Source organism: Brevundimonas sp. DW-iso22, assembly GCF_058725425.1.
Window position 1 is genome coordinate 68761 of sequence record NZ_JBZXEB010000009.1, and the last position, 24921, is coordinate 93681.

23 protein-coding genes are annotated in these 24921 nt (G+C 62.7%); 11 read left to right on the forward strand and 12 right to left on the reverse strand.

What is annotated here, in order from left to right; genetic code table 11:
* Positions 1 to 628: 628 nt before the first annotated feature.
* From AC4PRM_RS15330 to AC4PRM_RS15350, 5 genes are all read left to right on the forward strand, one after another.
* Positions 629 to 1429, forward strand: coding sequence for a TnsA endonuclease N-terminal domain-containing protein (locus AC4PRM_RS15330; protein WP_492040519.1), 801 nt, complete (start codon positions 629 to 631; stop codon positions 1427 to 1429).
* Complete coding sequence (locus AC4PRM_RS15335) at positions 1426 to 3606, forward strand: transposase (protein WP_492040520.1); 2181 nt, start codon at positions 1426 to 1428, stop codon at positions 3604 to 3606. Before AC4PRM_RS15330 ends, AC4PRM_RS15335 begins: the two co-directional genes overlap by 4 nt.
* Positions 3603 to 4523 (forward strand): TniB family NTP-binding protein, encoded by a 921-nt coding sequence (locus tag AC4PRM_RS15340; protein WP_492040521.1) that lies wholly within the window; start codon positions 3603 to 3605, stop codon positions 4521 to 4523. Before AC4PRM_RS15335 ends, AC4PRM_RS15340 begins: the two co-directional genes overlap by 4 nt.
* An 88-nt stretch (positions 4524 to 4611) precedes the next feature.
* Positions 4612 to 6477 carry a hypothetical protein gene (locus AC4PRM_RS15345; RefSeq protein WP_492040522.1) on the forward strand — a complete coding sequence of 622 codons (1866 nt, stop codon included), beginning with the start codon at positions 4612 to 4614 and terminating at the stop codon, positions 6475 to 6477.
* On the forward strand, positions 6474 to 7109 hold the full coding sequence (locus AC4PRM_RS15350; protein WP_492040523.1) for a nucleotidyltransferase family protein: 636 nt from the start codon (positions 6474 to 6476) through the stop codon (positions 7107 to 7109). Before AC4PRM_RS15345 ends, AC4PRM_RS15350 begins: the two co-directional genes overlap by 4 nt.
* A 290-nt stretch (positions 7110 to 7399) precedes the next feature.
* Here the strand turns inward: AC4PRM_RS15350 and AC4PRM_RS15355 are convergent, their stop codons facing one another.
* From AC4PRM_RS15355 to AC4PRM_RS15365, 3 genes are read right to left on the reverse strand one after another with little or no spacing between them, the layout of a single operon-like run.
* Positions 7400 to 8293 carry a plasmid partitioning protein RepB C-terminal domain-containing protein gene (locus AC4PRM_RS15355; protein ID WP_492040524.1) on the reverse strand — a complete coding sequence of 298 codons (894 nt, stop codon included), beginning with the start codon at positions 8291 to 8293 and terminating at the stop codon, positions 7400 to 7402.
* Entirely contained in the window at positions 8290 to 9168 is an 879-nt protein-coding gene (locus AC4PRM_RS15360) for a plasmid partitioning protein RepB C-terminal domain-containing protein (RefSeq protein WP_492040525.1), read from the reverse strand. The genes AC4PRM_RS15355 and AC4PRM_RS15360 overlap by 4 nt, the downstream gene beginning before the upstream one ends.
* A complete protein-coding gene (locus AC4PRM_RS15365; RefSeq protein ID WP_492040526.1) occupies positions 9165 to 10724 on the reverse strand; it encodes a recombinase family protein in 1560 nt (519 codons plus the stop codon). The genes AC4PRM_RS15360 and AC4PRM_RS15365 overlap by 4 nt, the downstream gene beginning before the upstream one ends.
* Positions 10725 to 10861: 137 nt before the next feature.
* Between AC4PRM_RS15365 and AC4PRM_RS15370 the strand changes: the two genes are divergently transcribed.
* From AC4PRM_RS15370 to AC4PRM_RS15395, 6 genes are all read left to right on the forward strand, one after another.
* Positions 10862 to 11182 (forward strand): hypothetical protein, encoded by a 321-nt coding sequence (locus tag AC4PRM_RS15370; RefSeq protein ID WP_492040527.1) that lies wholly within the window; start codon positions 10862 to 10864, stop codon positions 11180 to 11182.
* 857 nt (positions 11183 to 12039) lie between these two features.
* Positions 12040 to 12597, forward strand: a complete 558-nt coding sequence (locus AC4PRM_RS15375; protein ID WP_373258847.1) for a hypothetical protein — start codon at positions 12040 to 12042, stop codon at positions 12595 to 12597.
* An 83-nt stretch (positions 12598 to 12680) separates the two neighbouring features.
* A complete protein-coding gene (locus AC4PRM_RS15380; protein ID WP_492040528.1) occupies positions 12681 to 13424 on the forward strand; it encodes a fimbrial biogenesis chaperone in 744 nt (247 codons plus the stop codon).
* Between the two features lie 21 nt (positions 13425 to 13445).
* Positions 13446 to 16022 carry a fimbria/pilus outer membrane usher protein gene (locus AC4PRM_RS15385; protein ID WP_492040529.1) on the forward strand — a complete coding sequence of 859 codons (2577 nt, stop codon included), beginning with the start codon at positions 13446 to 13448 and terminating at the stop codon, positions 16020 to 16022.
* Between the two features lie 28 nt (positions 16023 to 16050).
* Entirely contained in the window at positions 16051 to 16911 is an 861-nt protein-coding gene (locus AC4PRM_RS15390; RefSeq protein WP_492040530.1) for a hypothetical protein, read from the forward strand.
* A 209-nt stretch (positions 16912 to 17120) separates the two neighbouring features.
* The gene (locus tag AC4PRM_RS15395; RefSeq protein WP_373258842.1) at positions 17121 to 17789 is read left to right on the forward strand and encodes a helix-turn-helix transcriptional regulator; all 669 of its coding nucleotides are present in this window, start codon (positions 17121 to 17123) and stop codon (positions 17787 to 17789) included.
* Positions 17790 to 18002: 213 nt separating this feature from the next.
* Here the strand turns inward: AC4PRM_RS15395 and AC4PRM_RS15400 are convergent, their stop codons facing one another.
* From AC4PRM_RS15400 to AC4PRM_RS15440, 9 genes are all read right to left on the reverse strand, one after another.
* On the reverse strand, positions 18003 to 19001 hold the full coding sequence (locus AC4PRM_RS15400) for a TraB/GumN family protein (RefSeq protein WP_492040531.1): 999 nt from the start codon (positions 18999 to 19001) through the stop codon (positions 18003 to 18005).
* A 38-nt stretch (positions 19002 to 19039) separates the two neighbouring features.
* The gene (locus tag AC4PRM_RS15405) at positions 19040 to 19231 is read right to left on the reverse strand and encodes a helix-turn-helix transcriptional regulator (protein ID WP_292171488.1); all 192 of its coding nucleotides are present in this window, start codon (positions 19229 to 19231) and stop codon (positions 19040 to 19042) included.
* A 9-nt stretch (positions 19232 to 19240) separates the two neighbouring features.
* Positions 19241 to 19714: a hypothetical protein gene (locus tag AC4PRM_RS15410; RefSeq protein ID WP_492040532.1), complete on the reverse strand. Its 474-nt coding sequence runs from the start codon at positions 19712 to 19714 to the stop codon at positions 19241 to 19243.
* 11 nt (positions 19715 to 19725) lie between these two features.
* The gene (locus AC4PRM_RS15415; protein WP_492040533.1) at positions 19726 to 20166 is read right to left on the reverse strand and encodes a hypothetical protein; all 441 of its coding nucleotides are present in this window, start codon (positions 20164 to 20166) and stop codon (positions 19726 to 19728) included.
* 77 nt (positions 20167 to 20243) lie between these two features.
* Positions 20244 to 21473 carry a DNA recombination protein RmuC gene (locus AC4PRM_RS15420; protein WP_492040534.1) on the reverse strand — a complete coding sequence of 410 codons (1230 nt, stop codon included), beginning with the start codon at positions 21471 to 21473 and terminating at the stop codon, positions 20244 to 20246.
* 111 nt (positions 21474 to 21584) lie between these two features.
* Positions 21585 to 21974 (reverse strand): DUF4870 family protein, encoded by a 390-nt coding sequence (locus tag AC4PRM_RS15425; RefSeq protein ID WP_492040535.1) that lies wholly within the window; start codon positions 21972 to 21974, stop codon positions 21585 to 21587.
* Positions 21975 to 22057: 83 nt separating this feature from the next.
* Positions 22058 to 22660: a recombination mediator RecR gene (gene recR / locus AC4PRM_RS15430; RefSeq protein WP_373258833.1), complete on the reverse strand. Its 603-nt coding sequence runs from the start codon at positions 22658 to 22660 to the stop codon at positions 22058 to 22060.
* Positions 22661 to 22662: 2 nt separating this feature from the next.
* Positions 22663 to 22992 (reverse strand): YbaB/EbfC family nucleoid-associated protein, encoded by a 330-nt coding sequence (locus AC4PRM_RS15435; protein ID WP_492040536.1) that lies wholly within the window; start codon positions 22990 to 22992, stop codon positions 22663 to 22665.
* Between the two features lie 49 nt (positions 22993 to 23041).
* Positions 23042 to 24898, reverse strand: a complete 1857-nt coding sequence (locus tag AC4PRM_RS15440) for a DNA polymerase III subunit gamma/tau (protein ID WP_492040537.1) — start codon at positions 24896 to 24898, stop codon at positions 23042 to 23044.
* Between the last annotated feature and the right edge of the window lie 23 nt (positions 24899 to 24921).

Genomic DNA, 24921 nt, shown 5'->3' on the forward strand with positions numbered 1-24921 from the left:
AGTCCCGAATATCCGCTCCGTGCCCAGACCGGAACGTCCGTTACTGGCGCTTTGCGGACTTGCCAACCTGGGACTGCACACCCGGTCCTCGAACGGCTGGATAGCACCAGTTGCGACCGGTGCTATAACTCGGCGCTTACCTCACGATGGCTGAACCGCCTAGCCGAGCAATGATCCAGCTGAGCTGGCGGCCTTAAAGCCCAAATATAATTCATGCGCTGTATTATATACGATAGACTATAACGCGGCATGCAGCTGTGGCTCAGCTCGTGAGAGCTCAAAATTAAAACCGTGCATACAGCAATCGGCTCTGGAAAACTATTTCCGCTGACTGGTGAGTCCTTCGCCCGACCTGTCGGCCTGAAAATCACCCGGTAACCCGGACTGCCGAGGAGCCCAACTATGCGTCCGCCCTAAAATCCGGCGTCTTATCTGCAGCTTACCGCAGAATTGACGCGAGCCTCAGGTGAAAACCCAAGGCCCGGTCGGAGGATTCGCATCCACATTCGTTTGGCGACGATGTGATGATGATCCTCCGCTCAGGGCACTAAGTCAACGGCGTTTTCAGAGACGCCGGTCGCTCGAACTCGCGCCAGGCCCAACTCATCTTAAGCTCAAGGAGACCAGGATGAACCTCGTTCATCACGACTTCCGCTTGCCTGCTTTCGAGCCTCAACGGGCTCTCGAAAAGGCGCTGCTACAACCCGCATGCTCAGACGATCGACTGTCCTGGGAAAGTCTGGCAGCCACTGCCACAATCGTACTGGCCACCACGGGGGGATCCATACGGACCATCGTGACCGGCAGACGCGTCATCACGACCGGTGTGTACGCGAGCCGGAAATCAGGGCGAGCCCAGCCCTACGAAAGCATGATCGAGCGTGCATTCTTCATGCACTGCGAAGTCGATACCGACGTCGTTGATTACGCCGCCCAGCCCTTCCGGTTCGAGTTCGTCATCGGGGGCACGAAGCGAGCCTACATCGTCGATGCCGTCACGTTGCGGTCGGACGGCACCGTCGAAATCGTCGAGATCAAGAATGACCGCCGCGCTCTGCGGGATCCAGACTACCGGCTAAAACTCAGCGCCGTCCAAGAGATCTGTGAAGCAGTGGGTTGGCGCTTCCGGATCGTGTTTCGAAGCGATCTGTTCGAGCCGGTCGAGGCGCACCGTGCTGTCGAGGATGTCCAGTCCTGGGCCTTCACCGAGTACCGGACGGCTGATGTTTTTGAGGTCGTCCGACAGCTGCGCGCCCATGGACCACTGCCTTTAGGCAAACTCGCCGAATGCTTGGGCGAACGTCTTCTCGGCATCGCCAAGCTCAAAGCCATGATGGTCGCGCGCATCGTCCGCCTCGACCTCACCAGTATCCCAAACCACTCAACGACTGTGACGCTGGTCGACGGACCGCGGGAGGAAATCCAATGAACGCCATCCAACTGAATGCGGGAGAAACCTGGGTCATCGGCCACGAACACTACATCCTGGAGCAGGTCATGGGCAGTAACCTTCTGCACCTGCGATGCCAGCGAACCGGCGCGCCGCTCCAGGTGACAGGCGATAACGGCGATCTGGTCACCCCCAACTCGGTTTGGCTCACGGAGCAGTTCGCGGCTGGCCAGGCGCACCGCATTGACCCAAAGGCGGCCAAGTCTTCCGTTCGTAAAGCAGCCCTCGATTATGGTGGGGACTATGAGATGGTGGTGTCTCGGGATCGTGCGGCGCCATTTCGGCGAGCTGTGTTGAAGTCGCTTGACCGCATCGGCGGCTTTTCCCGAAGTGATGACGGCATCCGTAAAGCTCTGGCGGCCATCGCCAAGGCCAAGCCAGAGCTAGTCCGTAACAGAAAGTTGCCGTCGCCCACCACCATCCGTCGATGGCTCGCCGATCGAGGGGAGGTTGGTGAGCGGCCGATGAAAGCGATGGTCAGCATGTCGGGCAGGGTGCCCCGCAAAAAGCGGCTCCCGAAATCAGTACGACGGCGGATGCATGACACGGCCATAGCTTTCTGGACCGATCACCAGACTTCGATGGGCGACGCCTACGACGACCTTTGTACGCGGCTCCAAAAGCCGAATAACTGGCTCAGGCAGCGGTCGGCCAGGTGGCGGGCAGTTCCCGTGCCGTCCAGAGAGACCTTTCGAAAATACGTATGGTCGCTCGAGTGCCATGAGACGGTGGCGGCCAAGTTCGGAAAGAAGGTTGCCGACCAGCGCTTCAAAGCCTCTGGCCAAGGGCTTGTTTCTCAGCGTCCGTTGATGCTTGGCGCCATGGACCACACCCAGGTCGACTATCACGTCGTCATAAACTCCAAGGGGTGGAAGCTGCTTGGACGGCCGTGGCTCACCATCATTGTCGATGTTCACACGCGCTGCATCGTCGGTTGGGTTTTGACCTTCGAACCGCCCTCTCTCTACTCGGTCACGGAGTGCATCAAGCGGGCGAACCGGCCGAAAGTCCGGATGGCTGATCGGTGTCCGGAGCAGCCAGCGCTGGTGGGTATCCACGGCAAGTTCGACGAGATTGTCGTCGATAACGGATGGGAGTTTACCGGGACCTCTTTCGAGGCCGCTCTGGTGGACATGGGGACCAGCGTCCGCTGGGCCCCTGTCAGATCTCCAACCTACAAAGCCGTGGTCGAGCGGCTGTTTGGAACTTTCAATACGCGCCTGCACCGCAAGATGCCGGGCGGGACCTTCCCGGTTGCACAACTGCGCGAGTGGGGTCTCGACCCCCGCAAGGCTGCTGTCCTGACCTTTGAACAGGCTGAAGACCTCCTGATATCCGCGATTGCAAACTATCACCAGGAACTCCACTCCACCTTGGGTGAAGCGCCGGCGGCGGCTTGGGAACGCAAGGTCCGGGAGCAGGGGGGTGTGCAGGTAATCGGCGACGACAGCCAGCTTGATCGGATGTTGGGTGCTCGCCGTGACGCCAGCCTGAATCGCTCAGGCGTGACGCTCTTCAATCTTCAGTACCACGATCCGGCGATCACGGGTCCTCTTCTGGAAGACCTGGCCCGGGGCGAGCCGCGCAAAGGACGTCGGAAGGGCTCAGCGACGGCCAAGGTCGTCATCAAATACAACCCAGCCAACCTTGGGGCGATTTATGTCTGGTCACCTGGCGAAGGGGAATTCGTTGCGCTGCCCTGCACCGATCCTGACTATGCCGAAGGCCTTTGCAAATGGCGTCACGACCTTATTGAAGCCTGGACTCGTGAAGCGCATCGCACGACGGAGGAGGAGAGACGCGGACGCCGTATCGAGCTGAGAAAGGAGATCGAAGCCGCTACGCCGGTCAAGGTGCTCACCCGGAACAAACGCGCTCAAGCCCGCCTTCTGTCGTCGCCGAAGATTGAAGCCATGGCGCAAGGAAGCTTGCGGATCGACTATGCTAAGCCGCGGCATGATGGAATGGCACCTGTCATTCCTACAGTGGCTCTAGCTCCCGAGCGGACCGACGACGGTGCCAAGCCAGTCCGCCCGGCCCGAGGCGGGAAGCCCAAAGCTCGCACCAAAGTTGAACAGGCTCCTGCGATCTCGATCGGTCCCGCATGGACCGCTCTTGAAGGCTCTGCCGACGAGCGTTGGGAGGGCTTCCAATGACCCGAAGCATCGCTGATCTCAACGACGAAGCTGCCGAAATGGTCGCGCGCTTCAAGTCGGTGTTCATCCCGTACCCGCCGCATGTCGCTCTGCATGGTCGCCTGGATTACCTCCAGAAGATCGGCCAGCGCACCCGAGGCAGACCGCAGATGGGACTGCGCATCCTCGCCCCATCGGGTTCTGGCAAGAGTACCGCTGCAGAAGCCTACATCGCTCTGGTCGAAACACGTCTCCCGCGAACCCACGATTTTGTGCCGGTGATCAAAATTGACCTCGAACGGCACACGACTTCGAAAAAGCTGATGATCCTGATCCTGGAAGCCTTCCGGGATCCGTACGCGGCCTATGGCAACGAACTGACGCTAAAAAGGCGCGTCCTAGCCTGCTTCGAGCGGTTCGGGACGGTGCTCCTGATCGTGGATGAGGTTCAGCATCTGAACTATCGCAATGGCGTCAGAAATGACGTCACCGACACGTTGAAAGGTATGCTCGACGCCGGATTGGTACCGATCGCCTTTCTGGGCACAGAGGAAGCGCTCCCGATGTTCAGGAGAAACCTCCAACTCAACGGACGGCTCCTGCCTCCATGCGATCTGCATCCGCTGAATGTCCGTAGTGGACGAGACCAAAAGCTGTTCGCCGGATATGTCGCGCATCTCGATCAGGCCTTGGTCGATCAGGGTATCTTCAAGCAGCGCTCCGGACTCAGCGAACTTGAGATGCTTGGTGCCCTCTTCGACGTCTCCAAAGGAGTGGTTGGAAGGGTCAACCGATTGATGGAGGCAGCGATCGAGGTGGCGGTTCGTCGAGGTGCGACTCATCTCGAGCGCGCTGATCTGTCATGGGCGGTAGATGCCTGGGCGGTGGAGCAGTCCTTCATCGACCACAACCCCTTCAAGCGGGGTCGTCATGGCTGATGGTGCTATTGCGTCGTCAATCGCGGCTCCATCCTACGCGGGGAAGGGCTTGCTCTTCCCCGTTGAGCCCGCAACCGGCGAAACTCTGTTGAGCTACATCGTGCGGTGCGTCGAACGAAACCACCTCGGCACGCCGGTACAGTTCCTGCGCCAGGCGGCCATCGACCTTTCGATCTCCGGCGACCTGCTGGGGCGTTTGCAGCGCTCATTGCCGTTGCTGGAAGATCTGGTCGGCGAGCCTCTCGGTACACTGCCCCGACTGTGGGGAGCCGAGGCACTTGACGGGCAAGGCAGGCGCAGGCTGGGCGGGGTGTTTCTTCGCCCTCAGCTTATCGACCAGGCCCGCCGGCGCGTCGATCCGAAGCTCGCCAAGGGGGAAGGCGACCAGGCCATCTGGATGGTCAGGCACTTCGACTTCTGTCCACGCAGCTGGAATGTGCTCGTTCGGCAGTGTCCAAACCGGTTCTGCGCGAAACCCCTCACCTGGCCAAGGGCTGACAGCCTGCGCCTGTGCCGGCACTGCCGTGAGCCTCTAGATCAGGGGAAGCCTGAAAAAGTGCCAAAGGTATTCCAGCCGGTATTGTCCTGGCTAGCGAGCCTGTTCTCTGACTGCGAGACCGAACGTCAGGCAGCGATGCGAAAGGTCCCGACAGCCTTCAGGCTCAGTTCTGAAACAGATGTGTATGAGTTCGTCGTTGCGATGGTCCACGCCAGAAGTCTCATGGGGCAGGCCGAAGATGACGATGCCAGCGTTGGATGCAGCTACAAAAGCCTCCACGCCGCTGCCAGCTTCGTGCTCGATTATCCTCGCTCACGCTGGGACATCCTTCAAAAGCGGCCACGGGGGCAGCGCGACAAGTTCTACGGAATCATGGCCCGGATTTCACGGGATACTGCTGTTCCGATCGTCAGAGATACACTTCGGGACATTCTATCCGACAGTCCGATGATGCTGCTGCCTCGAGACCGGCGGCCGCCGACTGGTGAGCTGACGTCGCGAGGTGCTGCTAGCTTGCTGGGCGTGCCACCTGGCGATGTGACCCGGCTGGTTGATGCAGGCCTGCTTACCCCATTGTCGAGCTCAGGAACGCAACGCAAGCAGTACCTTTTCGACTACCAGACCGTGAAAGACATGCGAGATGAGCTGACCGAAGGGTTGGCTGACAGGGTGGCGGCATCGGATCTGGCGATACCTGTGTGCGCTATCCCTCAGCTCGTCGCCCTCAACATCCTTCGAAGGCAGCCGAGCAAGGTATCCGTCTTCCTGAGAGGCGATCACCGGGTGGACGCCCGCGATGTCGAAGTGCTGGCTGAGTGGGTCAATAGGCGTCCTGTCGTTGAGCCGTCGCGAAAATGGATTCCGCTCAGCGAGGCTTTCACGGCCATAGGTGGGCGAGACAAGCCATGGGGTACCGTCATCAAGGCGGCACTAGCTCGTGAACTGCCCGGGGGCCTCGTGTTTGTGAGCACCTTCCCCGACGCCGGCGTGTTCTCGATGTCGCGTCTTGTCGCCCGCGAACTGCTCTCTGGTGGTCCGCAGTCGTTGTCTCCGCTGGCGTTTCGATACGAGGCTTTTGGCGCGACGGCGCCCGCCTGGATGACGCCGGGGGAGGTTATGGACTACCTGAACTGCTCGGCCGTCGAGATCTCTTGGCTGCGGGAGCGAAATCTTCTGATGCCACAGAAGTGGATCTCCCCAACCATCTATGACCGTGCCGACGTCGAAGCCTTCGGGCACCAATGGATGACCACACGTGAAGCGGCCGCAAGGTTGGAAGTCGAACCTCGCGGGCTATGGCGGCTCATAGAGGCTCATCCGGTTGAGCCGGGGCTCGGTCGCGGCTTCTATCCTCGCTCTGATCTGGAAGGTGTTGTGCGCTCCCTGGCGTTTGAACGGGAGACGGGGACATGGCCAGAGGATCTGGCACCATTCATCCTGCGGCGTACGGCATGACCAGTCAGCGCAGCATCAGTGAGCCGTTGCGCCGGGCCCGCCGCCTGGTTCAGCTGATCGATCGCCGGGTCGCACGAAATGACAGGTTAGAGCTCGCCGTTGACGTCGATGGTTTCGACTTGCTGACGTATCGGCTGGCTGAGTTAGGCGGTCTCGCCGGGCTACCTGATCTGGTTGAACGCCAGTTGAAGACAGGCTGGTCCGGCATTAACCCCACCGCCGAGAACAAGCGCGAGACGGTCGATAGGGTCATCGCTTTTGTGCGCCTTGCAAAGCTTGTCTTGGCGCAAGCTGGTGCCGATCCCGATGATCGCAGCCTGGACGGTGTTCACGGTCGGTTTGAGCGAGCTCAGTCTGCGGCAAGAGCGATGGAGGCGGAACTGAGGCGGCGGGGTGTAGCCGCCGTCTACGTGTTCGGCTCGGTCTCGCGAGGAGAGGATCGTCCGGATTCCGACATCGACATCGCCATTGAGCGTTCGCCCTCCCATGATGGATTCGACGCCTGGGATTTGGGCTGGGTTCTGGTGCGTTTCCAGGAGCTCATGGAGGTCGAAGTAGACGTTCTCGACCTTGCTGGCATTTCAGATGAGATGAGGCGGCGCATTAGTCCCGACCTGAGGCGGTTGCTTTGACGCTAAGCTTCCGTAAAGGGTCCACACCGGGGGCTCGTCTAGGCCGGGCTTTCGGAAAGATTATGCCACTTGCGCGCTTAGGGCTGCTCGCTGACTTCCGGCAACTGGAGAGAGGGGCACACACGCTCCTCTCTCCAGCCGTCGGCTTCGGCGAGCCAGATGTCGGCCAACCTTGGCGGGCTCCGAACGGGATCGCCGTCATCCCCGCCGCCGCCATTGATCCGCCCCACACGACGGCTTCTCCGACGGTCCCGGCGCTTCTTGGGTCCCGGTCCCCATACGCACTTCGATCAAGCGGCCTGTGCAGTTTGGTCCAAAGACGTGGCCGCCACGACCGAACGGAAAGTCTGCAGCATCTCGGTGTGTGCCTCGGCCAAATAGTTCTCGATCGCGGGCCGCGAGAGCAGCCGTTCCAGGAATCCTGCTGCTATGACGAGCACTAGGGTGTCGTCGCCAAATGACGCCTCCAGCTCATGGTAATCTTGGGAGCCAGCATCGAGCTCCCGCTGTAGCTTTTCGATCTGCTCAGGGCTGAGACCTGCAATGGATTTTGCTTCTGGATTAACAAGATCGGCCGGTTTGGTCGTGACCAGCAATGCCCTCGCATAGCTGGCGCTGTAGTTGTTCGCAGACACCATCAGCTCCGCCACCTCCAACTGGCGAATCGGCCTCATCTTACGCAGTTTCTGGAAGGCGCTTATACCGACGGGCTTGTCCTTAAGGAGCTCGGCTACCTCGGCGTTGATGCCATTCAAAAGCTGGCGTCGTTGCCTGATCGCCCCGATGTCGACGTTGAGTGCTCGCGCGAGCTTCTCCTCAGACACGCCACGTTCGATGGCCCGCACGATCATGTAGTGCTCCTGGATCGTCGCCAGCCGGTTCACACGTTTGTTGTAAGTGAAACCCTCGTCGTCGGAGGACACCACACATCGCGCGGCCTCGATGTCCAGCTCCTTCAAGATACTGAGACGAACATGGCCATCCAAGAGTGGATAGGCATTGCCAGATCGAACGTGCGCGACGACCAAGGGCTCTACTAGGCCGACCTCCGCCACCGAAGCAGCGATTCTCTTGTACTTCGCGGACTCGATGACAGCGGCTGACAGCATCTTAGACGGGAGGATTTGTTCGAGCGGGAGAACGCGCACCCGCTGTTCAAACGCGATCTTGACGGTGTCCATCATCCGCGCTCCTGGCCCAGTCTTGTGGCCAAGGCAGATGGGAGGGTTTGGATACCCTCAACCCTCATCAGCATCTGGAAGTGTTCTTCGCCCAGCAAGTGTTTGAGAGCATTGATGACGAACACTAAACGCGAGCGAGTCAAGGAGGCGCGACGGGCGAAGGACTGACGGCGTTCGGTCTCGCGCTGAAGTGAGCGGATCAGTGTGTCGGCTGTGACCGGCTTCTGGTTGCGATTGGCGGTGCGGCGATTGTGAATGCCTTTGCCGCTGGTGTTCCTCTGCTCAATGATCTGCCGGATTGCCAATATCTGATTGCCTGGGATGGCCTTCTCTTCATAGGCTTGGGCGAGCGCCCGCTGAACGTCGCCCTCCTTGGCGCGAGCGATTTCCATGGCGATCGTATGTGGGATGACTCCGCGTTCGACGGCGGAGATCAGCTTCTCTTCGCCGTTCTCAAGCAGGTAGCAGATGGCGCTCACGTACTCGGCGCTGAAGTCGACTTTGGCGGCGATCTCATTGATCGAATAGCCACGCTCACGCAGGGTGCCGATGGCGCGGACCAACTCAAGGGGCGTATGCTGGCGACGGGCAAGGTTCTCAACCAGGCTCATAACGTAGCAATCATCCTCCGACGCCTCGATGATGACGGCGGGTATCTGCTCCTGCCCAAGAGCGATGAAGGCTTCCAGACGGCCTTGGCCACACACCAAATCGTAGCGTGACCGTCCGGGTCGCTGGCTGACGGTGATCGGCTTTTTCAGTCCGAGCCTTTCGATGCTGGTGACCAGTTCCTGAAACACACGCTTGTTGCGTGCGCGTGGGTTCAGGACGGTGATGCCGTTCACAGGGATCATACGGATTTCTGGAGCGTCGATCATGCGGCGGCTAGCTCTGTACGCTTGGCGAGGTCGTAGAAAGCATCGAGGGTGTCGAACCGAAAGGTGTCGAGGAGGATGCCGTTGTCCGGTGCCAGGCGAAGGCTTGGGTCGGAACCGTACTCAATCCAGGGAAGCAGGTAGTAGTCGCGAACATCGACGTTTCCCGGCTGCAAGCGGACTGCGATCGTGATGTCTGGGCGCAGGCCCTGATCGATACGGATCTTCCACCGCAAGCCGCCTGCTGGCGTTTCCATGCATCGCGCGATGACGATGGACGCAGTGAACTCCTCGTTGATGGTGACGAGACCGTCGTCTGTGGAAACAGCTTGGCCGCCAGCATCGACAAGGCCGGCGAGGACTGAGGCCATTACGTCCGGGTGCATCGCGCGGATCGCCCGGTTGGCCTCGATGTAGCGGTAGTCCCGCGCAGGTGAGTAGCCGATCAGCTGGTAGGCTTGGAGCAAACTACCGAACCGATGGCGGTAGACAGAACTCGACGGCATGTCGTCGAATTCGTCAATGACGACGCCGGATAATGCCCCTCTGCGTTCCAGCAGTTGTGTCAGCTTGGCCAGCAGTTCGTCATCGGTAAATCGGGCGCACCGAGCCTGGATGATCCGCTGAGCCGCGTCGAAGAAGTCGGGGTCTACAATGCCCTCGAACGCGCCATCCTTCCGAACCCACATGTCCGGTGCGTTCGTCACCCGCTTGGCCTTTAACTTGAAAGACGAGCGGTTGAAGATGTTATTGCCGATGTACTTCTCATTGGTAAGGACCTGGTGCACCGACGCTCGCGTCCAGGGCTGTCCCCGATCCGTTACCAGGCCCTCGACGTTCAGTTGGGTCGCGATTTCCGTCTCCGACCGCTGTTGCAGCACAAAGAGCCGATAGAGGCGGCGGACGACTTCCACTTCCTCGGGCGGACCAGGGGTTAGGATCACGCGGTCAGTCTGGAAGCTCTTGTGTTCGCCTCGCGAAAGGATGGCTTTCGGCTTGCCGTGTTCGTCAACAAGCTGTCGCCGAAGGCCATAACCGGCCGGACCGCCTTGCCTGTAGCCCAGAGTGATCAGGCGGCATTGACCGGCGAAGACCTTGGCCGATAGCTCGCGGCTGTATTCTCCAGCCATGGCGCGCTTCATGCTTTTGATGACCGTGGCGCTGAGGCTGCCGTCGTTCTCGAACTGCTCGGCACAGTAGTGGACCGCCAGGCCCGCCTCGCGGCAAATGAACTCGTAGTAGGCGCTCTCGTCAGAGTCCTGGAACCGGCCCCAGCGGCTGACGTCGTAAACCAGGATGGCGTTAAAATCGGTGAGGCCGTTTCGTACGTCAGCGATCAGCTTCTGAAGGCCCGCGCGACCATCCATTCGCAGGCCGCTTTTACCAGCGTCCTCGTAGGTCTTGACGATCTCAAATCCGCGCCGGGCTGCATAGGCAGCTATGGCCTCGGCCTGGTTTTCGGTAGAGTACTTTTGGTGCTCCGTAGACATGCGCACGTACTGCGCCGCGCGCACGACGCGCTTGGGATCGCCTTCGTGCTGAACGCGGTCTCGGTCCATATCGCACGCACAAGCTCGCCGCCGTTACGAGGCGGTCAAAGAAGGGGCGTAGTCACAGGGCTGGTGAAAGTCTTTTCCAATTTTGGGCTGAAAACTTCGGTCCAAAACCAGAAAACAATTTCCAGTTTGTGAGGTGTATGATGGACGCCTTCCCGAAGCTTATCGCTGATGCCCTGCACGCCGAATGGGGATCGACTCTTTCGTCTCGAAAGATCGTCAGCCGAATAACCCATGCAAACGAGCGAGCCGTGAAAAACTGGTTCGAAGCGCGCAACGGGCCCAGTGGCGAGAACCTCGTCGAGCTCATGAAGCATTCCGATGCAGTGCTAGACACGATGCTTGTTGCGTCGGGGCGGCGAGGGCAGCTTCAAGCAATCAAGCTCGAGGCGATTGAGAGGCCGCTGCGTGAGCTCCTCGGCCTTATTGAAGCGGGACGCCGTGGCTTTGATTTCCACTGACCAACCCACTACCGATCCAGGACTGAGCAGGTCTTACTTGGTTCGGGCCCGATTTGAGTAGGCCTTAACTGGTCGGCTTACGTGGTCAGGTTCCAAAGCCAAACGTTCGCGGTCCCTGAGTGAGCCGGTGTTAAGTGGTGCCGACATTTTGTCGGGACAGCATAGAACTGGCTCACCATGCGATCATATCGCAAGGGCGTCGGCTGGCTTGATCTTGTCTGGTAGCGGTTCCTTGCAGGCGTGGCTCCCGACTCGGGTTCCATATCCAACATCGGCACGAACCGGTCGATGAGGCTGCTGGACGCGATCTGGAAAGCCAGCGCATAGAGGCTCGCCACCTGCCCTGCCGCGTGTAGTGCAGCGGCTTCGTCAGGCTTCCCTGTGCGACATCTTCTGCGACATCCCGGGAATGGCCCCGACGACGAACATAGGTCAGCACCGCATGTCGAACCGCCCCCCCCAATCCGCGTCCAGAGGGTCTGTATGCGGAGTGTCACCGCTGGCCGCTGTGGCGGTTCCGACGCGAAATCCCATGGCAGAGTTAGCCTGACGTACGTGGCACGCCATAGAAGCCCTCTATGACAGAAATAACTGAGCCATCACGCCTGCTCGTTCTCCCGGACCTGACGCGGTCAGCTAATCCGTCGGCGGGCCGACCTTACTCCTTCACGGTTGCGGGTGCGCTTCGAGCCTGGTGGGAGCGCCGGCGGGGCCGTTCGGTTAATCAATTTTAATGATTTGAAATGCCGATGTTCGCCAAGGCCGGGCCGGGTAGGCAGCGTGTGCGCCGGCTGTGCCTGCGTCCGGGGGTTCCATCAATGAATGGCCGCCGGTCCACACGAACGGAGGGCTAAATTATGCGTGCACTCTACCTTGCTGCCGCCGCCATCGGCACCCTGATGACGGCTCCTGCCGCCATGGCTCAGGACACCACCCTGGTCGTCAGCACCAATGTCGCCAGCTACTGTGCGATCTCGCTGGCCAATGTCGCCGGCAGCAATGTCTCCGTCGCCAACGGCCTGCGCCAGAAGGTGACCACCATGCGTCTCGCCTGCAACGATCCAGATGGTGCGGTACTGACCACCAACAATGCCAATGGTGATTTGCGTGGCCCTCCGGGACCGGGCTCCGGTGGCTTCCAGATCATCAACTACGATTGGGAGCTGGTCGTAGCCAATCCGGCCGCCAGCCTGGGCTTCGCACCGGCGGACACCTTCCCCGGGGATGGTCCGACGGTGACCAATGCGGCCTATTCGGAAGGCCTGGCCAACGGTGTGTCGGCCGACTTCTTCCTGAACCTCTGCTATCAGGAACCAGGCGGTTCGACGGGCTGCGGGGGCGCTGATTCCGAGGCCCTGTCGGCCCCGGCCGGCATGTATCAGGAAACCTTCACCTTCGACCTGAACCCTGCCTGACGCCAACAGGAGCCGGAGCCGCCATGGGCGGCTTCGGCCTCTTGCCGTTTCCATCGACATCGCAATCCAGGGGGGATCGAAAGATGTTGTCCCGACGCCTTTTCACCGTCGGACTGGCCGTCGCCGCGTCCGGCGTCTGGGCCAGTTCGGCCAAGGCTATGCAGGTCTCGCCCATGGTGGCGGAGATTACACCCAGCGGCCCGAAATCCACCTACCGGATGGCCATCCGCAACGACAGCGCGACGCCAATCACCGTCGAGATCGTCAGCTTCAGCCTGGCGGTGGATGATCAGGGAGCCCAGACGCTTGGGGAAGATACGGGCGATATCATCGCCTATCCGCCCCAGTCCATCATCCCGCCCGGACGCGAGCAACTCGTCAATGTCCGCTACGTCGGTGCCGCCGATATCACGTCGCCGAAGATGTATGTCGTCCGCGCCGCCCAGCTCCCTGTCCGCCTCGGCGATGCCCAGACCGACGCACCCAGCGATGCGGCCGAGGTCAAGGTTGGATTCAACATCAACACGCATGTCTTCGTGTCCCCCCCCGGCACGGAGCCCGAAGTCAGGGTGTCGTCGGTACGCCGCGCGGAGAATGGCGACGCCCTGATTTCGGTGTTCAACGCAGGGACCGGCATCGCCCGGCTCCGCCGAGCACGCTACCAGCTGAGCGACGCTGCCGGCCACCAGGTCGAGCCTTCCGCCTCGGACGTCCAGCTCGGCCAGGTCAGTGCGCTGCCCGCAGGCCAAACCCGGGAACTGAGAATCCCTGCGGCCGCAATCACCGCCCTGGCCGGGGAGATCAGTGCAGTCATCCGGCTCGAATGACGCGCTGTCGGGGGATGCAACATGACCGCGACAAGCCATCACGCCATCCTGCGCCTTCAACTGGGTCTTGCCGTCCTGCTGTATATCTCGGGTCATGCCAGTACGGTGCTCGCCCACGGCGACCCTGATGCGCCTATCATGACCGCGCCCAGGATCACCGAGGGCGCTGTTTCGGTGACGCCGCCCGGCACCGATCCAGAACCGGTCACCGCCGGGCCGACAACAGACACTCAGGAGGTCGGTCCAGCAGCGGGTCGTCAGGCGCGCGTGCTGACGCCCATCCAGGGACCGCTGAAACTGGACGGGCGCTATCTTGGCGATATCAGTGGTGAGGTCGGGCTGGACGGTTCGGGGCTTGTGGACGCAGCGCGTCTGCTCGACCTGCTCGAGCCGGTCATGGCCCCGGCCGGCCTTCAGGCGCTGAGGGATAGGGCAGGCGGGCGAGAAAGGGTGTCATTCGACAGCCTCGCGAGCGAGGACTTCAGCCTGTCATTTGACACCTACGCCCTGTCGTTCGAGGTTCGGCTGGAGGCTGGCCTTCGCAACCGCCAACGAATTGATTTCGGACATTCGGACAACCTGAACCCGGCCGATTTTGAGCCGCCCGCCGCCTTCTCGGCGCAGGCCAATGTCTCGCTTGCCCAGACCTTTGACCACGATGCGGGAGACTTCAGGAGCCTTCGAGGTGTGACGGACGTCATCCTCAACTGGGGCGGTTTTGGTGGCGTGACCTTGGTCGGGGGTTTCGACTACGACGGCGAATCCGAAGACCGTTTCCGCCGCCACGAGTTCCGGCTCACTAAGGACCTGTTCGGGTCCGCCGTCCGGCTGACAGCGGGGGAGTTCTCGCCGCCCGTGACAGGGTTTCAGGGCTCCGACCGGATCCTCGGCGTCAGCGCCGGTCGCGCCTATTCCGTCATCCGCCCTTTCCAGAACGTGCGCCCGTCGGGTCGACGCGAGTTCGTCCTGGATCGGGCGGCCTTCGTCGAGGTCGAGGTCAATGGCGTGATCGTCGAGCGGTTGCAGCTCGATCCAGGCCCCTATTCGCTCAGCGATTTTCCGTTTGGCCAGGGGGCCAACACCGTCCGATTCCTCGTCGAGGACGGGGCGGGACGTCGGGAGATCGCGGTTTTCGACCTCTTTGGCGGAGCCTCCTTGCTCGACCCGGGCATCATCGATTTTGGCCTGTCGGCGGGGCTCCTTCAGGACGGAGGTGAATACGAGTACGGCGGAACGCCGGCGGTGAGCGGCTATGTCCGAAAAGGCTTCACCGATGCCCTGTCACTGGGGGCGTCAGGTCAGTGGGTGGACGACCGTGTCATGGCAGGTGCGACCGCGACATGGGGCTCGCCGCTGGGTCTTGTAGAGGTCGGACTGGCTGCGAGCCGGAACGGACAGACGGGGCGGTCAGGATTTGCCGCTTCCGTGGATTATGTGAAGGCGTTTTCGGTTCTCGAACGCGATGATACCCGCGTAATCTTCACCAGCCAAGCGACCAGCCGGGACTTCCAGGACGCTTTCGAACGCGGGGCGTCAAACCCCGAGGCTTGGCGGATCGCCGGACAGGTGTCCAGCCGTCTGAACCGCTACACGGTCAATCTGGGTGCTGCCTATGTGCGTGGACGGGACAACCTTCCCGACGAGCGGTCGGTGGATTTCTCTCTCGGTCGCAGCTTTGGCAGGATTGGGGTCACCGTTTCGATCGGGCATCGCAGTGTCGACGGACGTGAGGACGAGACGCGTGTCGGACTGTCACTGACCATGGGCCTGGGCCGCCGCTGGAACGCGCAGGCTCGCTATGACAGTGGCGACGACTTCCGTGAAGTCGTGCTGCGACGCTCCTCGAATGGCGATCTTAACGACCTGTCCGGCGGCGTTCGTATCAGCCGTGATTCCGGTCGCGAGACGATCGGCGGCGACCTTCGCTACATCAACAACCGCTTCGACGCCGAGCTGATCGGCAGTCGGCTGGCGTCACGAACATCCGGGGGGGCAACGACAGAGGAATCGCTATGGCGGGTTTCCACCGGCCTGGTCTACGCCGATGGATCCTTTGGAATAGGACGTCCAGGCCGCGAAGGTTTCATCATGGCGCGCCGTCATGAGAGCCTGCGCAAAAGCCGCCTCGCGCTGACGGACAGCAATGGCCGCGCCATTGCGCACGCAGGCTGGTTCGGCCCGGCCGTCGCTCCGATCGACCGGGCCTACAGCCCGCAACGCCTGGAGGTGGCCGTCGATCCGCTGCCCAGCGGCTACGATCTGGGCAGCGGTGTCATTTCTGCCTTCCCGGGGTACGGGTCAGGATACGCGGTGACGATCGGAAGCGACGCGTCCCGTACGGCCATAGGCGTACTGGTCACGCCTGAAGGCGCTCCCGCCGCCCTTATCAGCGGCACAATTGTATCGCTCGATCCGAGCCAGTCGACGGCACCACCGAAGCCATTTTTCACCAATCGCGCCGGTCGCTTCGTCGGCGATGGTCTCGCGCCAGGCCGATATCGCCTTGTGGTGGGGGACATTTCTATTGGCGAGTTCACTATTTCCGAAGAGAGCGAGGGTATCACCGATGTCGGCCTCATCCAGATCCGCCTGCCCTAGTCGCGGCTGGCTGCTCGCCGCAGTCACCATGACCATCGTGGCTGCAGCGCACGCGGCCCGCACCGAGCCCTGCGATCTGCGACTGGCGCGCGACCCCGTTCCGGTGCGGATCGACTATGACCCGTTCGCCTTCAGCCGTCCTCCCGGCCATCTTGATCTGGATCTGGTCAACGCCGGCGACGGGCGATGTGATCTGGAACTGCGTCTTATGGACATTGACGGACAGCCCCTGCGTGCTCTCGACCTTGGCGGGGTAACCCTGGATATTCGCCTGCGCGAAGGCGGGACTGCTGGCGCGACTCGTCTCGATCCAAACCGGTTCACCCTGTCTGTGCCTGCGGGTGCCCCGGTAACATTGGCGCTAGCCCTCCTGGCAACGGCGGACACAGTCGCGGAAGCTGGCGAGCACCATGCCGCTTTTCGCGCCGAGATCAGTCCTGTCGGCAGCGACCCGATGGTCCTTATCGGCCCGATCGATGTTGTGTTGTCCTCTCCACCTCGCGCCCAACTCAGCATCGCCGGCGCTGCGGGTGCGTTCGGCTCGACTTCGAGTGTCGAAGTGATCGACTTCGGCGAAGCTCGAACTGGAGCGGTCAAGCGCGCCTTTCTGCAGATTCGAGCCAACACCCAATCCCGTCTGACGTTTGTGTCCGAGCATTCGGGGACGATGCGACGGCTCGGCGCGACCGGGGACGAACCTGGCATCGAGTATCGTGTCATTCTGCAAGGCGAACCACTCGATCTGCGTCAACAGGCGGTGCGCAGCGTGGACCCGCCCCGGACTTTGCAGGGCCAATCTCTGTCTCTGGACTTCGAACTCGATTCAACGCTGGCGCGAAAGTCAGGTCGCTACGAGGATTTGCTGATGATCGACATTGATCCAAACTGACCCGCTCAAAGATTCGGGCGCTGCTTTCCGTTTTGGTTTCCGTCAGGGAAGGACTAGATTACCTTCAAGGATAACAATGTTAGATAAACGGTCGTTTTGGTCGCTGTCTTAACCACGTGCCAAGCCGTCCTGTAGAGTTCAGTTATTTCGATCCGACGGGCAGTACCATTTTGATCCATCCGGTGCCTCCCTCATAGAGCGAGACGACCATGCAGGTTACACGTTCGCCAGATACACCACGCATTCATCCTTTGATCGTCAGCGATCTCAAACCGCTCGGGGAACCGATACAGTCGGAACTGCCGCTACCCCCAGCCATTGGTCGTCCGACCGAGCAGACGGCCGAATGGTTCGAGATCAGCCCTCGGGCCTGTTTTCTGGTGGATGCGTTAGGTCGGGTTCAGGTCGCCAACTGGGAAGCGCGCCGAGTTCTCGCTGCCGGGTCATATCTGTCTGAGTGCGGAGGTCGGCTACGTTTTCATTGTGCGGCGAGCCAGCGGCTGCTTTGCAACGCGCTGGCGGCAGTCTGCAAGGGCGGCAAGGACAGGGTGCAGCGGCTACTTCGCGCGGATGACGCGGAATGGCGAATGATCTGGGTCCTGCCTGCGTCGAACCGCAACATGGCTTTTGTCGCCCTCGCGCAAAGCGACAGCGCGTCCAAGGTTATCGACCAGCTCAGCGAGGCATTCGGCTTCACATTCGCCGAGGCCAATGTGATGAAGCTCATCTTGGAAGACGAGGCCCCGAAACAGGTCGCTGCCAGCCTGTCGATCTCTACCAACACGGTCCGCACACATCTGCGTTCGATCTACAGCAAGATGAACGTTCGCGGGCTGGCGCAAGCCATCCGGCTGGCGTCCCGGCTGACGACGTCCTGAGGTCGAGCGTGCTCGCAGGGCAAGGCACTTTGCCTTGCCGGCGCGAAACTCACGCTGAACTTGCCTTGGACAGCTGGGAAATCGGCTCCCACGCATTGAAGCGTTCAGAGCCGATTTCCTGTTGGCTGGGCGTCAAAGTGCTGCTTCTCCTGCGCACCGCCCCGGTCCTCTGATTTGCATGCGGGGTCGTGTTCCGTGCCCGCTCCAGCCTCCTTACGAGGCCTCGTCCACCTCAATACCGCGGTCTTCGAGCATGGACTGGACGCTGTCGTCACCGACCAGATGGGCGGCTCCCACAGCGATGTAGACGGTGCCCGATCCGGCCAGAAGGTCCTGAATCTGGCCGGCCCAGGCCTGATTCCGGCGCGTCAACAGGGCCTCGTAGACCTGGGGCATTTCGGTCTTCATCTCCTCAACCATGACGCGGTCGAGGGCGTCGACATCGCCGGTCGACCAAGAGTTGACCATTCCGTCCAGCATGGTGGCGGCCTCGTCGTAGTCTTCAAGCGTCGAGCGCAGGAAGGCCAACTGGATGTCCTCGGGCATGTCGGCCAGGATGCGGATCTGCTGGTCCAGGGTTTCGAAGCCCTTGATGGGCTTGCCGGCGGCCTCGGCGCGCGCCTTGAGCACGATCTCGACACCCGATTGCGGGTCGTATCCGGCCTTTACCAGCGGCGCTACCGACAACTGCAGCGCCGCCAGCCAGGGGCGGAAGACGTCCAGCTGCGCGCCCGATGCGCCCAGGGTCTTGGCCGCTTCGTCGAACTTGGCGAACTCCTCGGCGGTCAATCGGCTGGACAAGGGATTGGCGGGGTCCAGGCCGTGCTGCTGGATGATCGGCATCAGGGCGGCCTGGTCGTCGGGATTGGAGATTTCCATCCAGAGTTCGTCGGCGCTGTCGAAGGCGGCATCCACCCGCGCCGTGCCCCAGGCCGTGGTCGGGCGCAGCACATGGACCGTGCCGAACAGATAGATGGTCGAGTCCGCATCACGGACAACCCACAGGGCCGGGCCTTGCCCTTGAGCCTGGGGCACGGCGCGCAGGGCCGGCGCGGCGGCGGGCGCTTCAGCGACGGGAGCCGGCGCGGCCTGGGCGAGGGCCTTGGCAGGCACACCGACGATGGCGGCGACCAGACCGAGACCGAGGGCGGCCCCGAGCGCCAGACGGCTGACGGCGGTGGTCGTGGACTTAAGGCGGGAGAAAAAGGCCATGGTCTTGATCCTGTTGGAGGAAGGGGAGGTGACGATCTTCAGTCTTCGAGAAAGATGGCTTCGATGGCCTGGTCGAAGACCCGGGCGATCTTGAAGGCCAGAGGAAGGGACGGGTCGTAGCGACCGGTTTCCAGGGCGTTGACGGTCTGGCGTGAGACGCCCAGCCGCTCGGCCAGTTCGGCCTGGGACCAGTTACGCTCGGCGCGCAGCACCTTGAGGCGGTTGTTCATGCTCCCCCCCTACCGGTGCCGCAGCCACCAGGCGGCCCAAGCCACCAGGTATCCCGCCGTCATGACCGCTGCCAGCAGTGTCGCGCCCAGCGCCATATAGGCCGCCGGGTCGTCCCGAACCCCCAACATCGCCTGGGCGTCGAAGGCAGCCGCCTGCGGCAGGGTGGCCAGGATCACGAAGACGCCGCCGGTGGCCAGACCGCTGAGCCCGCCCCAGTACCAGGCGAATTTGTGCGCCTCGCGCGCGGCCTCGTCGATGAACCGCATCCACACTAAGGTGACGATCAGGGCGGTGACCATCGCCCCGACGATGAGGGGCGAGACGATGGCGGGCACCGCCGATCCGATATCCGGCTCCCTGCCCGCATAGCCCTGCATGAAGCCGGCGATGAAGGCGATGACGAAGGGCAGGATCAGCATCAGGGCCAGGCCGCCGACGCAAAGGGCGATGATGGTACGGGTTTTCATGGGCTTGGTTGTCATGGATCCTGCTCCTACCGGTGCCGCAGCCACCAGGCCGCCCAGGCGACCAGATAGCCGACCAGCATGAGCCCCAGCGTCAAGGCCGATCCCGACAGCAGCAAGCCGTCAGGTCCGTCGCCATAGGGCGGTATGTTCAAGGTTATGACGCCCCAGCTGGACAGAACGAACAGCACGACGACGGCTGCGATGCCGGCCGAGCCGCCCCAGTACCAGGCCCATTTGTGCGCCTCGCGAACGGCCTCGTCCGCACCCTGCCACCAGCGAACACACAGGATCACACCGGCAATAATGGCAGCCGTGAGCAGGACGGTACGCAGCACGGGGGTATAGGGCCCGCCGAACTCATCGGTCAGGACCGCCGCCAGTCCGATGCCTCCACCCAGCAGCGCGCTGTAGCCCAGGACGCCCAGATAGCTGAGCGGGCGACGGCGTTTCGGTGGGCTGGCTTTCATGACAACTGTCCCTGTCGTTTAGACAAAGGTGTTTTACATCATGTAAAGGTGCTGTCAAGCGGCCTTGTCATGCAGAGTCAGACCAGCTTGCGGGTCTCTTCCGGCGCGATCAGCTCGGGGCGGCTGAGGCTGCGCGGCGACTGGTCGACGACGCCAAGCCCGGGCAAAGCCTTGCCCTCGTGATCAACCTGCAGGTCCTCGAACCGCCGGGCCGAGACCATGACCTGGCTCTCCAGCGAGCCGACGAACTGGTTGTACTTGCCGACGGCCGTGTCCAGCGCCCGGCCGACAGCGGCGGCGTGTCCACCCATGACCGACAGACGCTTGTACAGCTCCTTGCCCAGCTTCGCGACCTCGTCGGCATTGCGCGACTGTTCCTCGGCACGCCAGCCATAGGCGACCGCCTTGCACAGGGCGAACAGGGTCGTGGGCGTCACGATGACCACGCGCGACGCCATGGCCTGGGTCATCAGCTCCGGCTCATGGTCCAGGGCCGCAGCCAGGAAGGCGTCCCCGGGCACGAACATGACGACGAAATCCGGACTGGGCTTGAACTGGTCCTGATAGGCCTTGGACGACAGCTGGCGGACGTGGGTCTTCATGCTGGTGGCGGTGCGCAAGGAAGCGGCGCGGGCCTGGGCCTCCTCGTCGCCGTCGGTGGCATCGCCGAACGCCAGCGACACCTTGGCGTCAATTACGAACATGCCGCCGCCGGGCAGGCGCACGATGAAGTCGGGCCGCGACTGGCGACCTTCCTCGTTGGCTTCGGATGTCTGTTCCTGAAAGTCGAACCGCCCGGCCATGCCGGCGGCCTCCAGCACATTGCGGCAGGTCTGCTCGCCCCAACGCCCGCGCCGCCCGGTATTGCCCTTCAGGGCTTCGGTCAGGCGCCGCGCCTCGTCGCGCGTAGCCGTCGAGGCGGTCATCAGCAGGGCCAGCTGTTCCTTCAGCCCGCCGGTCTCTTCAGCCCGAACCTTCTCGAGGGCGGTCACGTGTTCCTGGAACCTGGCCAAAGTCTCGCTGACGGGCTTGAGCTGGGCCTCCATCCGCTCGCGGGCCAGCAAGTCCTGCTGGCGAAAGGTCTCGGTGGCCCGGCTGACCATGTGGTCCGCCACGACCTGAGCCGATTGCGCGGCCTGGGCCTTCAGCAGGTCGGCCATGGTGATGCGGCTGTCCTCGACCAGGGCGATACGATCCTCCGCGCTGGTCAGTTGCGCCCTTGTCTTCTGCCAGCCGGTGAAGGCCCAGAGGAAGGCGGCGGCCAGGGCGGCGCAGACGATAGCCAGGATCAGGACGGACATGTTCATGCTCCGTTCCTAGACTGCTTCGCGATGGCCGAAAAGCGCAGACCACCAAAGCCGATAATGCCGCCGTGGAGCGATCTCCACGGCGTCGTAAAACTCAGGTGGTCGTTTGGCCTAAAACAGGTAGCCGCGCGGATTGTCGATCGGCTGATTGTTCGTCAGCTTGATCAAGCCAAGGATCAGACGCACGCCATACCATACGGCCAAGGCCAGGAAGCCGAGCGGCAAAATAACAGCGCCAACGAGCACGATGAGCAGCAGCGTGCCGACGATGGTGATCGCAATACTGGCGACGATTGCCCAGACATTGGTCCAGATGATGAAGTCGAGGTGACTCTCATAGATGGTACCGCGCACATCAGCCTTCTTCACCAAGGCGATCACCAAGGCGACGAGTGCGGTGATGCCAGTCACGAAACCGGCCAGGCACAGAGCATACAGAATGATGGTCAGCGTCTTGTGACTATCCGACGCGACGGGTGCGTGGCCGGGATCATAGGTCATCTGAAACGGTCCTTTTGAACGAGCAGCGACATTCCAACACAGCCGGGACCTAAACGCCAGCGGCCAAGCTTGATGCTTTGGTGTCAGGCTGGGCGCCGTTGCCTCAGCGCCTGGATGATGGTGCCGTCGTCCAGCCAGTCCAGTTCGCCCCCGACCGGCACGCCGCGTGCCAGGGAACTGATCTCCACGCCCGATCCATTGAGCCGCTCGGCGATATAGTGGGCCGTGGTCTGGCCATCGACCGTGGCGGGCAGGGCCAGCACGACTTCCCTGGCCTCACCGCCACGCACGCGCCCGACAAGTTCGGCGACGCGCAAGGCATCCGGCCCGACGCCATCCAGCGCGGACAACAGCCCGCCCAGCACATGATATTTGCCGCGAAACGCTCCGGACCGTTCCATGGCCCACAGCGCCCCGGCCTCCTCGACCACGCAGATCAGGGCATTGTCCCGCGCGGGGTCGGAGCAAATCGAGCAGGGATTGCGCGTGTCGGGGGCCCCGCAGACGCTGCACGACGTCACTTTGTCAGCCGTTTCGGCCAGACTGGCCGCCAGCGGCACCAGCAGTTGCTCACGCTTCTTCAGCAGGGCCAGGGCCGCCCGCCGGGCCGAGCGCGGACCCATGCCGGGCAGTTTTGCCAGCAGCGAAATCAGCCGCTCGATCTCGGGTCCGGCTGAGGCCGCCAAAGTCAGAACAGCTTGGGCATGCCGGGGATGTTCATCCCGGCCATGGGCCCGGCGGCCTCGCGCATCAGGGCGCTGTTGACCTCGTCCAGTTTGCGCTTGGCATCGGCATGGGCGGCCACGATCAGGTCGGCCAGGATCTCGCCTTCGCCGGGCACCAGCAGGCTGTCATCGATGACCACGCGCGTGATCTCGCCGGGGCCTTTCAGGGCGATGGAGACGAGGCCGCCGCCCGAGGTGCCCTCGGCACTGGTTTCAGCCATTTTCGCCTGGGCGTCCTGCAGCTTTTGCTGCATCGCCTGGGCCTGTTGCATCAGGGCGTTGAGGTCTTTCATGTGGGGATAGATAGGATGGGATCGCCTGCGGAAACAGCCCCCCTGCCAATCAATCCTCCTCCATCGCCTCGTCGGGAATGACTGGAAGCGCCACGGGGGCTGCGATGGTCTTTACCTCTCCGATCACGGCACCCGGAAACGCTGCCATGACCGCCGTCACAAACGGGTCGGCCTCGATCTCGGCGCGTTCCTGACTGCGCCTGCGGCGGTCGATCTCGATCATGGTCTCGCCGCCGCCCTGGCCGTTGGCGGCGATCAGCCAGGTCCGGCCGGTCCAGTCCCTCAGGCGTGATGAGAGCTTGCGGGCCAGGTCGACGGGAGCTCCGGGCGCGCTCTCATAGGTGATGGCCCCGGGCTTGAAGGCGACGGGCTTCACATAGCGCTGGACGTCCATTTGCAGGCCGACCTCGCGCTTCTCGCCGATCAGGGCGACGACCTGTTCGAAGGTCTGCGGGTCGGGAAGGGCAGGGGCCGCGACCGGCCGCGCCGCCAACTGGGCCGAAGCTCCACCGCCACCGCCGCCACCGCCGCCTCGGGGCGATGGCCCCCCCGGCATCGGCTCGCCGTCGCGCAGGGCCTTGAGGGCCTCTTCCGGCCCAGGCAGGTCGGCGGCATAGGCCAGGCGCACAATGGCCATTTCGACGGCATCGGCCGGGCTGGGTGCGCGGCGCACCTCGTCCAGCGCCTTCAGCAGCATCTGCCAGACCCGTGCCAGCGTCCCGGCCGACAGCACGGCCCCCAGCGCGGTCAGGGCCTGGGCCTGATCGTTGGGCAGGCGCGTCGCCTGTGGCCCCAGCATCTTGGCGACCGAGGCCGCGTGGCAGTGTTCCAACAGGTCGTTGGTCACCTGCACCGGGTCCGCGCCATAGCCGTACAGAGTGCGGAACAGCTCCAGCGCCTCGGGCGTGCGGCCAGCCATGATGGCCTCGAACAGGGCGATGGTCTGGGTCCGGTCGGCCAGGCCCAGCATGTCACGCACGGTGGTCGTCTGGACCGTCTCGCCGCGCTCGCCCTGGACCAGGGCCTGATCCAGCAACGACAGGCCATCCCGCACGGAGCCCTCGGCCGCCCGCGCGATCAGGGCCAGGGCGTCCTGCTCGATCCGCATGCCTTCGCGCTCGGCGATCCGCTCCAGATGACCGACCAGGATTTCCGGCTCGACGCGGCGCAGGTCGAACCGCTGGCAGCGACTCAGGATCGTCACCGGCACCTTGCGGATTTCGGTGGTGGCGAAGATGAATTTGGCGTGCGGCGGCGGCTCTTCGAGCGTCTTCAGCAAGGCGTTGAACGCCTGGTTCGACAGCATGTGCACTTCGTCGAGGACATAGACCTTGTACCGCGCCTCGACCGGCGCATAGCGGACGCTCTCCAGGATGTCGCGGATGTCGTTGACGCCGGTGTGGGACGCCGCGTCCATCTCCATCACGTCCATGTGCTGGCCGGCCATGATGGCGGCGTCGTGCCGGCCGTGGGCGGTCAGGGTCAGGGACGGCCGGTCGATGACGTCGGTCTCGTTGTTCAGGGCGCGGGCCAGAAGGCGGGCGGTGGTCGTCTTGCCGACGCCGCGGACCCCGGTCAGCATGAAGGCGTGGGCGATCCGGCCCGTGGCGAAGGCATTGGTGAGGGTCCGCACCATGGCCTCCTGACCGATCAGGTCCTCGAAGGTGCGCGGCCGGTATTTACGGGCCAGAACCGTGTAGGCCTCGCCGTCGTCGATATGAGCCGCCGGGCCGCCGTCGGAAACGGGCTGGGCCGCCGGTTCCGCCGCCACGGGAATGGCTGCCGCCTCGGCTTCGCGCATGCCGGACGGCTCGGGCGAACCGAACATGTCGTCGGTGTTCTCATCCCTTTCGGGGGCGTCCTCCTCCCAGGGAGGGCCATCCAGATTCGGGTCGACGTCGCTCATGGCGACAGTCTTATCGCGGTCGG